The sequence below is a fragment of the Streptomyces sp. NBC_00273 genome (assembly GCF_036178145.1).
Classification (GTDB): Bacteria; Actinomycetota; Actinomycetes; order Streptomycetales; family Streptomycetaceae; genus Streptomyces.
The window spans coordinates 7,116,566-7,128,748 of record NZ_CP108067.1; the positions used below are offsets into that span (position 1 = coordinate 7,116,566).

Sequence of the window (12,183 nt, forward strand, 5' to 3'; positions counted from 1 at the left end):
TCCCGCCACACCCGTCCCAACCTGTCCGAGTAGCGTTCCCCCATGGACACGCGCGGCTTCTACGACGAGCTGGCCGACCGCTACGACCTCATCTACGCCGACTGGGACGCGAGCACCGCCCGCCAGGGCCGGGCCCTCGACGCCCTGCTCACCGCCGCGCTGGGCCCCGGACCGCACACCGTGCTCGACAACGCCTGCGGCATCGGAACCCAGTCGCTGGGCCTTGCCGCACTGGGGCATCGGGTCACCGGGACCGACCTGAGCCCCGCCTCCGTGGCCCGCGCCGCCCGCGAGGCCGCACAGCGCTCGTTCGCCCTCCCCGTCGCCGTCGCCGACATGCGGGCCCTGCCCTTCGCGGACGCCTCCTTCGACGCCGTGGTCTGCGCCGACAACGCGCTGCCGCACCTGCTCACCGCCGAGGACGTGTGCGCCGCGCTGGCCGAAACCCGGCGGGTGCTGCGGCCCGGCGGACTGCTGCTGCTCTCCACCCGTCCGTACGGCGAACTGCTCGGGGCCCGCCCGCAGAGCGAGGCCCCGCGCGTCCGCACCGGCCCCGACGGGCGGACCATCACCTTCCAGCTGTGGCAGTGGCACGCCGACGGGGAGCGGTACGACGTGGAGCTCTTCCAGCTGCTGCCGACCGGTGACACCTGGACCACGCGGACGTCGAGCGCCACGTACTGGGCGCTGCCGGAGGGGGAGACGGCCGGGTACGTCCGACGGGTCGGGTTCGCCGACCCGCTCTGGCACGCACCGGCGGACACCGGCTTCCACCAGCCGGTACTCGCCGCCAGGCGCCCGGCAGGGCCGTGACGGGGGCGGGCGCTGGACAGGATGACTCGTCCGGCGGGCCGTTCCTGGACGCTGTGGTCACCGCTTCGCGCGGCGGGCCGCACTAGGCTGGCGCGGCATGAGCACCAGTGATCACTCCCCCGCCCCCGCCTCCTTCTCCGTTTCCGTCGCGGACGTCGAACTGGAGGCGGACGACCTCGACCCCGAGCAGATCGTCTCCGGCGAGCCCGTCGTGACGGGCAAGGTCCTGTGGGAGTCGGCGGACGGCAAGCAGGTGCGCGGGATCTGGCAGATCACCCCCGGTGTCGTTACCGACGTCGAGGCGAACGAGCTCTTCGTGGTGGTCAGCGGCCGCGCCACCGTCGAGGTCGAGGGCGGCGAGACCCTGGAGGTCGGCCCCGGCTCCGCCTGCGTGCTCCGGGAGGGCGACCGGACCACCTGGACCGTGCACGAGACGCTGCGCAAGGCCTACCACATCAGCTACTGACGCCCTTCGCGGACGTGGGAGCGGACGCGGGTGCGGCCCCGGGCACGGGGTGGCGGCGCGCGGTGAACAGCGCGAGCGCCGCCATCGGCAACAGCAGCGCGGCGCCGACGGCGTTCAGCCAGCCGTAGCCCGCCCCGGACATGATGAGTCCGGCGGCCGCTCCGCCCACGCCGGCGGCCGCGTTCATCGTGAGGTCGCCCAGCCCCTGTACGGCGGCCCGCGCGGGCTGCGGCACCGAGTCCGTCAGCAGGGCCGAGCCGGACACCATCCCGGCGGACCAGCCGAGGCCGAGCAGGAAGAGGCCGAGCGCGCTGCGGCCGTGGCTGGGCCCGGCCGTTCCGGCGAGCAGCGCGGCGACGGACAGGAGCCCCGCGGCCAGTCCGATCACGGAGAGCCGACCGAGCCGGTCCGCGAGCCAGCCCATCACGGGGGAGAAGGCGAACATGCCCGCGATGTGACCGCTGATCACCAGCCCGATGAGTTCCAGGCCGGCTCCGTGGTGACCCAGGTCCATCGGGGTCATCACCATGATCGAGACCATGGTGGTGTGCGACACGGCGACGGTGAGCAGGGCGAGCCGGGCCCGCGGCGAGGCCTTCACTGCGGCGAAGCCGGCCCGCAGCGAGCGCCCTTCGCGGGTCTGCTCCTCGGGCGCGGCGAGCGCCCGGGCCGTCAGCAGCGGGTCGGGGCGCAGGAGCACGCCGATCAACGTGCCGGTGAGCAGGAAGACGACGGCGGCCCATACGAACGGGCCGGCCGTCTCGGGTATCGCGGTACCGGCGAAGCTGTGGCTGGCCGGTGCGGACAGGTTGGGCCCGAGCACCGCGCCGACGGTCGACGCCCAGACCACGACGGAGATGGCCCGGGCGCGGCGGTCCGGGGCCGCGAGGTCCGCGGCGGCGAACCGGGCCTGCAAGTTGGCGGAGGAGGCGGCGCCGAAGGCGGCCATGCCGAGCAGCAGCAGCGGGAAGCTCCCGATCGTGGCGGCGAGGACGACGAGGCCGGCTCCGGCGGCGCCGATCCCGTAGGCCAGGACCAGCCCGGGGCGACGGCCGCGCGCGTTCATCAGCGCGGCGAGCGGCAGTGAGACGAGGGCGGTGCCGATCACCGCGGCGGTGGAGGCGACGCCGGACAGCGCCTCGGTACCGCTGACCTCGGTGGCGAGTACGGGGGCCAGGGCGATGCTGATCGGCACGCCGAGGCCGCCGAGGACCTGGCTGGCCATGAGGACCCGGGAGGTGCGGCGCTGCAGCCGGGCCAGCTCGGGCGGGTCGAGGGGCAGCACGGGCCGGGCGGTGCCGGGCGAGGCGGTCACGGCGTACACCGGCTGAGCGGGTGCGTGACACGGGGCGCGGGGGACGCGGGGAGGCCGGGTGCGGCGGCAGGAGTAGTCACCGCCGCAGTGTGCCAGTCCTTACCGCCCGGCGGAACCGTGCTGGAGCCCGGCCGCTCCGCGGTCCGGTCCGCAGTCCTGTCTGCGGGGCAGGCCCGCAGGTCAGGACCCTGTTTCAGAACAGCGGCTGTGGGAGCACGCCCTCCAGTGCGAGCAGCTGCCGCTTGGTCTCCACCCCACCGCCGAATCCGCCGATGCCCCCGTCGTTCTCCACGACCCGGTGGCAGGCCACCACCAGCGGAAGCGGGTTCGAGCCCATGGCGTTGCCCACGGCCTGGGCGGCGCCGGGCTGTCCGACGCGGGCGGCCAGCTCCCCGTAGCCGACGACCGATCCGTAGGGCACGGAGCGGTCCAGCTCCTGGAGCACCTGCCGGTTGAAGCCGGAGCTCAGGCGCCAGTCCAGCGGCAGCTCGAAGCGGCGCAGCGACCCCCCGAAGTACGCGGTGAGCTGGCGTATCGGCTCGGCCAGCAGCGCTTCCTCGCCCGGCGCGGGACGCCGGGCGTCGGCGCCGAGCCGGGAGACGAGCGGGCGGATCATCCTGTCGACCCGGTCCGGCTCGGCATGGAACTCGACCCGGACCAGACCTTCCGGGGTCGCGGCCAGGAGCAGGGGCCCGATGTCGCTGGCGACGACGGTCCATTCGAGGTGCGGCCCGCGGGGCCGCTCGGTGCTGTCCACGCGTCCACGGTACGACCCCCCACCGACACGGCGGTGACGGTTGTGGATGTTGGCCACATCGCCCGCCCGACTGCCCGACTGCCCGACTGCCGGTCCGCCAGTCCGCCCGGACCGGGGCCGGGGGTCAGAACCCGCCGACCGCGTCCCGGACCACGTCCGGGGCGTTGGTGATGATCCCGTCCACCCCCATGGCCTCCACCTTCCGGGCGGTGGCCGCGTCGTCCACGATCCAGGTGTCCACCTCCATGGCCTTGCCGTGGGCGCCGCGCAGGTCGTGCACGGCCGAGACCCAGTCGGCCGAGATCGTCGTGTGCCACGGGTTGATGCGGTCGGTGAACTCCGCGTAGCGCGGCAGGTCCGCCACGGTGGGGGTGCCCAGGAAGGCCGTCACCAGGTCCGGGCGCAGCCCGTGCACGATGCGCACGGAGTCCGCGCTGAAGCTCTGCACCACCAGGCGCTGCGCGACGTGGCGCGCGTCGAGCCAGCCGGCCTCGTCCAGCACCTTCAGGGTCTGCTCCTCGATCCCCGGGTACAGCTCCGGCTTCTTGATCTCCAGCAGCAGCCGCTGACGGTTGCGCTGTACCCGGTCGAGGTACTGCCGCAGGCTCGGCACGGAGGCGCCCGCGTACTCGTCGCCGAACCAGCTGCCCGCGTCCAGCCCGGAGATCTCGGCCCAGGTGAAGTCCTGGACCTTCCAGGGCGCCCGGCCCGGGAACCGCTGCTCGACGTCGGTGGTCCGGGCCAGGGTGTCGTCGTGGATGACCACCAGCACGCCGTCCTTGGTGCGCTGCACGTCGTTCTCGACCCAGTCGAAGCCCATCTGCATCGCCAGGTCGATCGCGTCGAGGGTGTTCTCCGGGGCGTACGCGGAGGCCCCCCGGTGGGCGTACACGACAGGGCCCCCCAGCGCGGCCCGGCCGGCGCCGGTGCCGATCCCGGTGTCGGTGCCGGTGCCGGTGCCGGTGGTGGATCCGGGACCGGTGGCGGCGTACGAGGCCGTCCCGCCCAGCAGAGTGAGAGTGAAGCCCAGGAATGCGGCGGCGGCCGCGGCGGCGGGTCGGACGTACATGTGCGTTCTCCTCGGGTCGTGAGCCCTGTTCCTGCGTCAGACGGGTGCGGAGCGGCAGACGTTGTGGCGATGCACTTCACCGCGATCATGGGGTTGAAGATCACTGAGCCGCCACCGAACTACGACAAACGGACCAGAACGAATGACAGCGGTCCGGGCGGCCGGGAGCGGTCGGAGCGCGCCGCCGACCCGCGGGGGCGCGTGAGTGTCAGTGGGGGGTCGTACGGTTGACCCATGCGGCCCGTATCGAAGATCGAACGCACGGTGGCGCCTTTCGAGGTCGTCAGCCCCTACCAGCCCAGCGGCGACCAGCCGGCGGCCATCGCCGAGCTGGAGAAGCGCATCCGTGCAGGTGAGAAGGATGTCGTCCTGCTGGGTGCGACCGGCACCGGCAAGTCGGCGACGACCGCCTGGATGATCGAGAAGCTCCAGCGCCCCACCTTGGTCATGGCGCCGAACAAGACGCTCGCCGCCCAGCTGGCGAACGAGTTCCGCGAGCTCCTGCCGAACAACGCCGTCGAGTACTTCGTCTCGTACTACGACTACTACCAGCCCGAGGCCTACGTACCGCAGTCGGACACGTACATCGAGAAGGACTCCTCGATCAACGAGGAGGTGGAGCGGCTGCGCCACTCCGCGACCAACTCGCTGCTGACCCGGCGCGACGTGATCGTCGTCGCCTCCGTGTCCTGCATCTACGGTCTCGGTACCCCGCAGGAGTACGTCGACCGGATGGTCTCCCTCAAAGTGGGCGAGGAGATCGACCGGGACCAGCTGCTGCGCCGCTTCGTGGACATCCAGTACGCGCGCAACGACGTCGCCTTCACCCGCGGCACCTTCCGGGTGCGCGGGGACACGATCGAGATCTTCCCGGTCTACGAGGAACTGGCCGTCCGCATCGAAATGTTCGGCGACGAGATCGAGGCCCTCTCCACCCTGCACCCGCTGACCGGAGAGGTCATCAGCGAGGACCGCGAGCTGTACGTCTTCCCGGCCAGCCACTACGTCGCCGGTCCCGAGCGCATGGAGAAGGCGGTCCGCGGCATCGAGGCGGAGCTGGCCGAGCGCCTCGCCGAGCTGGAGAAGCAGGGCAAGATGCTGGAGGCGCAGCGCCTGCGCATGCGCACCACGTACGACCTGGAGATGATGCGCCAGATCGGGTCCTGCTCCGGCATCGAGAACTACTCGCTGCACATGGACGACCGCGAGCGCGGCTCCGCGCCCAACACCCTCATCGACTACTTCCCGGAGGACTTCCTCCTGGTCATCGACGAGTCGCACGTCACCGTCCCGCAGATCGGCGCGATGTACGAGGGCGACGCCTCCCGCAAGCGCACCCTGGTCGACCACGGGTTCCGGCTGCCGTCCGCCCTGGACAACCGGCCGCTGAAGTGGGAGGAGTTCCAGGAACGCATCGGCCAGACCGTCTACCTGTCGGCGACCCCCGGAAAGTACGAGCTCTCGCGCGGCGACGGCTTCGTCGAACAGATCATCCGCCCCACCGGCCTCATCGACCCCGAGGTCGTGGTCAAGCCCACCGAGGGGCAGATCGACGACCTGGTCCACGAGATCCGGCAGCGGGTCGAGAAGGACGAGCGGATCCTCGTCACCACCCTCACCAAGAAGATGGCCGAGGACCTCACGGACTACTTCCTGGAGCTCGGCATCCAGGTGCGGTACCTGCACAGCGACGTGGACACCCTGCGCCGCATCGAGCTGCTGCGCGAGCTGCGGGCCGGTGAGTACGACGTCCTGGTCGGCATCAACCTGCTGCGCGAGGGCCTCGACCTGCCCGAGGTGTCCCTGGTGGCGATCCTCGACGCCGACAAGGAGGGCTTCCTGCGCTCCGGGACCTCCCTGATCCAGACCATCGGCCGCGCCGCGCGCAACGTGTCCGGCCAGGTCCACATGTACGCGGACAAGATGACGCCGGCGATGGAGAAGGCCATCGACGAGACGAACCGGCGCCGCGAGAAGCAGATCGCCTACAACACGGCGAACGGGATCGACCCGCAGCCGCTGCGCAAGAAGATCAACGACATCGTCGCCACCATCGCCCGCGAGGAACTGGACACCGAGGAGCTCCTCGGCACCGGATACCGGCAGGCGAAGGACGGCAAGGGCGCCAAGGCCCCGGTGCCGGCGCTCGGCGGCCGGGCGGTCGCGGGCAAGGCGGGCGGAAAGGGTGCGAAGGGTGCGAAGGGGGCGGCGGGTGCCGAGGTGCTCACCGACCGGCCCGCAGCCGAACTGGCCGCACTCATCGAGCAGATGACCGAACGCATGCGCGGGGCGGCCGCCGAGCTCCAGTTCGAGGTCGCGGCCCGGATCCGGGACGAGGTCGGCGAGCTGAAGAAGGAGTTGCGGCAGATGAAGGAAGCGGGCCTCGCCTGACCGGGGGCCGGTCAGTAGGGTTGGGTCACAGCCGCAGGTACATGCTGCACGCCCGTCATCGGGCGGGCCAGGGAGAGGGGACAGTACGTGACGGTCAACATGACCAAGGGTCAGGCCATCAGTCTGCAGAAGGCGGACGGAGGCACGCTGACCGCGGTCCGGATGGGCCTCGGCTGGCAGGCGGCGAAGCGCCGCGGACTGTTCGGCTCGCGGACGCGGGAGATCGACCTCGACGCCTCGGCGGTGCTCTTCGCCGACAAGCAGCCCGTCGACGTGGTCTTCTTCCGGCACCTGCAGAGCGACGACGGCTCGGTGCGCCACACCGGTGACAACCTCGTCGGCGGCGTCGGCCAGGGCGGGGACGACGAGGCGATCCTCGTCGACCTCCAGCGCGTGCCGGTGCACATCGACCAGATCGTCTTCACGGTGAACTCCTTCACCGGCCAGACGTTCCAGGAAGTGCAGAACGCGTTCTGCCGCATCGTCGACGAGACCAACGGCCAGGAGCTGGCCCGCTACACCCTCGACGGCGGCGGTCAGTACACCGCGCAGATCATGGCCAAGGTGTCCCGGGCGGGCGCCGGCTGGCAGATGACGGCCCTCGGGAACCCGGCCAACGGCCGCACCTTCCAGGACCTCATGCCGGCGATCCTGCCGCACCTGTAGCAGTACCGGACGAGAGAAGAAGGCACGGGGGAGGGGCTGCACGATGACGGCCGAACTGGTCCGGGGGCAGAACCACCCCGTGTCCCAGAGCCGGGTGGAGATCAGGGTTTCGGCGGGCACGCCCGTGCTCGCCCTGGCCTCGCTCGCTGACGAACAGGGCCGGTTCGCCGGCAACGGGATGCTCGCCCACCCGGGCGCCAGGTCCCTTCCCGGCGTCGAGTCTTCGGGCGAACTCGCCGAGCGGCACACCTTCGCCGTCGACCTCGACGAGGTCGCGGCGGACGTCCACCGGCTCGGCGTACTGCTCGTCCTCCCGCCCGGCGGCCCGGTCCGCTTCGGCGCGGTACCGGCCTCCTACGTGGCCGTGGCCGACCCGGACGGCGCCGAGCTCGCCGGTTACACCCTGACGGGGCTCGACGCCGAGACGGCCGTCGTCGCCCTGGAGCTGTACCGGCGCCAGGGCGCCTGGAAGGTCCGCGCCGTGGGCCAGGGCTACGCCGAGGGCCTCGGCGCCCTGCTCGCCGACGGCGGGCTGCCCGCCCCGGCCGCCGCGGAGCTGGCCGCCGCCGTGCTCGGCACGACCCCGCGCACCGCGGGAGCCGACGCCACCCTCGCGACCATGCCGACCCTCGTCGGCGACCTGCGCGCCCCGCAGACCCCGGCGCAGGCCCCCGCGCCCGCCCCCGAACCGCCGGACCCGGTCCCCGTCTCCGGACACCCGTACGCCGGTACGCCCGGACCCGCGTCCGGTGGCGACACCGCAACGTCCCCGCCCACCATCAGCTACGCCCACCCGCGCCGCCGCCGCACCAGCACCGAGCCGCCCGAGCCCGCACCGCGGGCCACCGCACCGGACGAACCCGGACAGCACCCGCGGCCCGTCGCCGGCGACGCCAGCGGCTGGTCCATGGAGGAGCGGCTCTACAACCAGGTCTGGGGGATGTTCGAGGACCTGGCCCGCACGGTCGCCGCCTACCGCAGCGCCGTCGAGTTCGCCGACTCCCGCATGGACCGCGAGCTCGACGAGGCCCTGTCCGACCCGCGCCACCGCCTCGGCGGCTCCGGGAACGCCGCCCGCGACACCGCGCGGGCCCGCCGCGACGAGCTCGTCGCCCAGGCCCAGGCCGTCCTCGACCGGGACCTGGCCCAGCTGATCGCCGAGTCGGAGGTGGTCGAGCCCGCGCTGCCGGCGGCGTACGCCCGCTGGGACAACCCCGTCTGGCACGGTCACCGCACGCCCGAGGAGAGCCCGCTGGCCCTGCGCCTGGGGGACCTGCACCTGCCCGAGCGGCCCGATCTGCGCATCCCCATGCTGACCCGGGTCCCGCTGGAGCGCGGGCTCTGGATCGACAACGGCCGCACCGGCTCCGAGGCCGCGATGACCATGGACACCGACCGGCTGCGCCGGGCCGCCATGGACATGGCCGTCGCCCTGGCGGTCCGGTTGCTCGCCGTCCACCCCGCCGACCGGTTCTCCGTGCACGTCATCGACGCGGCCGGGGCCGGATCCGCCTCCTTGGCGCCCCTCGTACGCGCCGGGGTACTGGCCGGCCCGCCCGCCGCCGGGGCCACCGGGGTCACCCAGACCCTGGCGCGGCTGACCCGACGGGTGGACCTCGTACAGATGGCACTGCGGGCCGGTGCCCCCGAGGACCTGCCGCCGGACGTGGACACGGCCGACCAGCTGCTGATCGTGCACGACTTCCCGCACGGCTTCGACGACCGCGCCGTCACCCAGCTGCGCTACCTCGCCGACGAGGGCGCGTCGGTCGGCGTGCACCTGCTGATGGTCGCGGACCGTGACGAGGCCTCGGCCTACGGGCCGCTGCTCGATCCGCTGTGGCGCTCCCTGATGCGGCTCTCGCCGGTGCCCGACAACCACCTCGCCGACCCCTGGGTCCATCACGCCTGGACCTTCGAACCGGACCTGCCCCCGCAGGGCAGCAGGGTCCTCGACCAGGCACTGGACCGGGTGGCGGAGGCCCGGCGCACTACCCGTCCGTGACCATCCTTTGGTGTTCCCTTTACCTTTGCCGCCCTCGGCGGGTAAGCTCGTACGTGCGGAGGGGAGTATTCCTGCTTTCCTGCTACGGCGTACCCGTCAATACGGACCACTGCGGTCACACGAACGCAGTCTGTCCCGGGGCGTCGGCCCACGGCCTCCAGGCCGTCCGGGTGGAAGAGACCTCCGGCAGCGATGACGCTGACGAAGTGCTGAGCCATCCGCCGGAGGCGTGTTCACCATGGAAGTTTCCTGGGCCCTTTGGGTCGCGACCATTCTCGGTCTGTCCCTCCTCATCGGTGCCGATTTCTTCATCGGCCGCAAGCCGCACGACGTGTCGATCAAGGAGGCCGGCACCTGGACGGTCGTCTGGATCGTCCTCGCCGCACTCTTCGGCCTCGGCCTGTGGTTCTTCGGCACCCCCCAGGCGTCCCAGGAGTTCTTCGCGGGCTTCATCACCGAGAAGTCGCTGAGCGTCGACAACCTCTTCGTCTTCGTCCTGATCATGGCGAAGTTCGCGGTGCCGTCCCACCTCCAGCAGCGCGTGCTGCTCATCGGCGTACTGATCGCCCTGGTCCTGCGCGCGGTCTTCATCGCCGCCGGCGCCGCGATCATCGCCAGCTTCTCCTGGGTCTTCTACATCTTCGGTGCGTTCCTGATCTACACCGCGTGGAAGCTGATCCAGGAGGCCCGCAAGGACGAGGACGACGAGGAGTTCGAGGAGAACCGTCTCCTCAAGTCCGTCGAGAAGAAGTTCGGCGTCGCCGACCAGTACCACGGCACCAAGCTCTTCATCGTCAACAACGGCAAGCGCGTGCTGACCCCCCTGATGGTCGTCATGCTCGCCATCGGCACCACCGACGTGCTGTTCGCCCTGGACTCCATCCCGGCGATCTTCGGCCTCACCCAGGACCCGTACATCGTCTTCACGGCCAACGCCTTCGCCCTCATGGGCCTGCGCCAGCTGTACTTCCTCATCGGCGGCCTGCTGAAGAAGCTGGTCCACCTCAGCTACGGCCTGTCGATCATCCTGGGCTTCATCGGCATCAAGCTGGTGCTGCACGCCCTGCACGAGAACGGCGTCCACGTTCCGGTGATCTCGATCCCGGTCTCCCTCGGCGTCATCTGCGGTGTCCTGGTCATCACCACGATCACCAGCCTGATGGCCTCCAAGAAGCAGGCGGCGGCCGAGACCGCCGCCCGCCCGGAGAACGTCGACGCGTAACCGGATCGAAGGACCTACGCGGGGGCGGCCGTTTCGGCCGCCCCCGTTTCCGTCGCCCCCGTTCCCGTCGTCCGGCCCGCGGCCGCCCGCTTCGACACGGCCGCCGGACCGGTCTCCGGCAGCACCGCGAAACAGACCAGGCTGACGAGGGCGATCCCGGTCAGGTACAGCGCGACGCCCCACGGCGGACCGGAACCGTCCGCCAGCGCCGTCGCCACGATCGGGGTCAGCGCCCCGCCCAGCACCCCGCCCAGGTTGTAGCCGACGGCCGCGCCCGTGCAGCGGATCCGTGGCGCGTACAGCTCGGGCAGGTACGCGGCCACCACCGAGAACATCGTCACCATGCCCACCAGCGCCCCGACGAAGCCCACCGTCATCAGCAGCGGATCGGCCGTCCGCAACAGCGCCACCAGCGGGAACATCCACACCACGCAGATCGTGCACCCGATCAGGCACAGCGGCCGCCGCCCGTATCGGTCGCCGAGCACCGCGGCCAGCGGGGTCACCAGGCCCATGACCGCGACCGCGACCATGATGCAGGCCAGCATCGCCGTGCGGCCCACCGCGAGGTGGTCGGTGGCGTAGGCGAGGGACCAGGTGGTGACCGCGTAGAAGGCGGCGTACCCGATCGCGAGCGCCCCGCCGGTCAGCAGGAGCAGCCGCCAGTGGCCCCGGAAGACCTCGGCCAGCGGGGCCTCGGCGCGCCGGTCCGTCGCGGCGAGCGCCCGGAACTGCGGGGTCTCCTCCACCGAGCGGCGCAGCCACAGCCCGGCCAGCGCCAGCACCCCGGCCGCCCAGAACGGCACCCGCCACCCCCAGGCGGTGAACTGGGCGTCGGTCAGTGACGCGGACAGCCCCAGCATCAGGCCGTTGGCGAGCAGGAAGCCCACCGGCGGGCCCATCTGCGGGAAGCTCGACCACAGCCCGCGCCGCTCCTCGGGGGCGTGTTCGGCGGTCAGCAGGACGGCGCCGCCCCACTCCCCGCCCAGCCCGAGGCCCTGGAGGAAGCGCAGCAGGAGCAGGAGGACGGGCGCGGCCATGCCGATCGAGCCGTACGAGGGCACGCAGCCGACGGCCACCGTGGCGAGGCCGGTGAGCAGGAGGGAGGCGAGCAGCACCGGGCGCCTGCCGTAGCGGTCGCCGATGTGGCCGAAGGCCGCCGAGCCGAGCGGGCGGGCCAGGAAGCCGACGCCGAAGGTGCCGAAGGCGGCGAGGGTGCCGGCGAGCGGGGAGAAGGAGGGGAAGAAGAGCGGGCCGAGCACGAGGGCGGCGGCCGTTCCGTACACGAAGAAGTCGTAGAACTCGATCGCGGTCCCGGCGAGCGAGGCCGTGGCCAGCCGCAGCATGCCGGGCCCGGCGCAGGCGTCGGCCCCGGCTGACGGGGTCTCGGGCGGCACGTCGGGGGAAGGTGCGGAGGAAGGGGCGGGGGCGGCGGAGGCCAGGGGCGGGGACGGGTCGTGTGGCATGCCGCACCAACTA

The 12,183-nt window shown here is 72.1% G+C and carries 10 protein-coding genes; 6 read left to right on the top strand and 4 right to left on the bottom strand.

Features of this window, described 5'->3' with window-relative positions:
- Positions 1–42: 42 nt before the first annotated feature.
- Positions 43–813 carry a class I SAM-dependent methyltransferase gene (locus OG386_RS31740; protein ID WP_328790950.1) on the top strand — a complete coding sequence of 257 codons (771 nt, stop codon included), beginning with the start codon at positions 43–45 and terminating at the stop codon, positions 811–813.
- A gap of 97 nt (positions 814–910) precedes the next feature.
- Positions 911–1,279, top strand: a complete 369-nt coding sequence (locus OG386_RS31745) for a cupin domain-containing protein (protein WP_328790951.1) — start codon at positions 911–913, stop codon at positions 1,277–1,279.
- Here OG386_RS31745 and OG386_RS31750 read toward each other — a convergent pair.
- The 3 genes from OG386_RS31750 to OG386_RS31760 form a co-directional block, all read right to left on the bottom strand.
- Positions 1,269–2,504, bottom strand: a complete 1,236-nt coding sequence (locus OG386_RS31750; protein WP_405790681.1) for an MFS transporter — start codon at positions 2,502–2,504, stop codon at positions 1,269–1,271. The two genes, OG386_RS31745 and OG386_RS31750, sit on opposite strands and share 11 nt — an antisense overlap.
- Positions 2,505–2,787: 283 nt before the next feature.
- Complete coding sequence (locus tag OG386_RS31755; RefSeq protein WP_328790953.1) at positions 2,788–3,351, bottom strand: methylated-DNA--[protein]-cysteine S-methyltransferase; 564 nt, start codon at positions 3,349–3,351, stop codon at positions 2,788–2,790.
- 124 nt (positions 3,352–3,475) lie between these two features.
- On the bottom strand, positions 3,476–4,420 hold the full coding sequence (locus OG386_RS31760; RefSeq protein WP_328790954.1) for a glycerophosphodiester phosphodiesterase: 945 nt from the start codon (positions 4,418–4,420) through the stop codon (positions 3,476–3,478).
- A gap of 234 nt (positions 4,421–4,654) precedes the next feature.
- On the opposite strand from OG386_RS31760, the gene uvrB reads away from it, so the two are divergent.
- The 4 genes from uvrB to OG386_RS31780 all read left to right on the top strand — a co-directional run bounded on the left by uvrB (position 4,655) and on the right by OG386_RS31780 (position 10,704).
- Positions 4,655–6,811, top strand: coding sequence for an excinuclease ABC subunit UvrB (gene uvrB / locus OG386_RS31765; protein WP_327386071.1), 2,157 nt, complete (start codon positions 4,655–4,657; stop codon positions 6,809–6,811).
- An 87-nt stretch (positions 6,812–6,898) separates the two neighbouring features.
- Positions 6,899–7,477, top strand: a complete 579-nt coding sequence (locus OG386_RS31770; protein WP_030762430.1) for a TerD family protein — start codon at positions 6,899–6,901, stop codon at positions 7,475–7,477.
- A 43-nt stretch (positions 7,478–7,520) separates the two neighbouring features.
- On the top strand, positions 7,521–9,482 hold the full coding sequence (locus OG386_RS31775; RefSeq protein WP_328790955.1) for a TerD family protein: 1,962 nt from the start codon (positions 7,521–7,523) through the stop codon (positions 9,480–9,482).
- Positions 9,483–9,720: 238 nt separating this feature from the next.
- The gene (locus OG386_RS31780; RefSeq protein ID WP_328790956.1) at positions 9,721–10,704 is read left to right on the top strand and encodes a TerC family protein; all 984 of its coding nucleotides are present in this window, start codon (positions 9,721–9,723) and stop codon (positions 10,702–10,704) included.
- 14 nt (positions 10,705–10,718) lie between these two features.
- Here the strand turns inward: OG386_RS31780 and OG386_RS31785 are convergent, their stop codons facing one another.
- The gene (locus OG386_RS31785; protein ID WP_328793435.1) at positions 10,719–12,050 is read right to left on the bottom strand and encodes an MFS transporter; all 1,332 of its coding nucleotides are present in this window, start codon (positions 12,048–12,050) and stop codon (positions 10,719–10,721) included.
- Between the last annotated feature and the right edge of the window lie 133 nt (positions 12,051–12,183).

Bases quoted from the DNA above. Each gene is read 5' to 3' on its own strand.
- OG386_RS31740 (WP_328790950.1), top strand. From the start codon at position 43: ATGGACACGCGCGGCTTCTACGACGAGCTGGCCGACCGCTACGACCTC.
- OG386_RS31745 (WP_328790951.1), top strand. From the start codon at position 911: ATGAGCACCAGTGATCACTCCCCCGCCCCCGCCTCCTTCTCCGTTTCC.
- OG386_RS31750 (WP_405790681.1), bottom strand. From the start codon at position 2,504: ATGGCCAGCCAGGTCCTCGGCGGCCTCGGCGTGCCGATCAGCATCGCC.
- OG386_RS31760 (WP_328790954.1), bottom strand. From the start codon at position 4,420: ATGTACGTCCGACCCGCCGCCGCGGCCGCCGCCGCATTCCTGGGCTTC.
- uvrB (WP_327386071.1), top strand. From the start codon at position 4,655: ATGCGGCCCGTATCGAAGATCGAACGCACGGTGGCGCCTTTCGAGGTC.
- OG386_RS31775 (WP_328790955.1), top strand. From the start codon at position 7,521: ATGACGGCCGAACTGGTCCGGGGGCAGAACCACCCCGTGTCCCAGAGC.
- OG386_RS31780 (WP_328790956.1), top strand. From the start codon at position 9,721: ATGGAAGTTTCCTGGGCCCTTTGGGTCGCGACCATTCTCGGTCTGTCC.
- OG386_RS31785 (WP_328793435.1), bottom strand. From the start codon at position 12,050: ATGCTGCGGCTGGCCACGGCCTCGCTCGCCGGGACCGCGATCGAGTTC.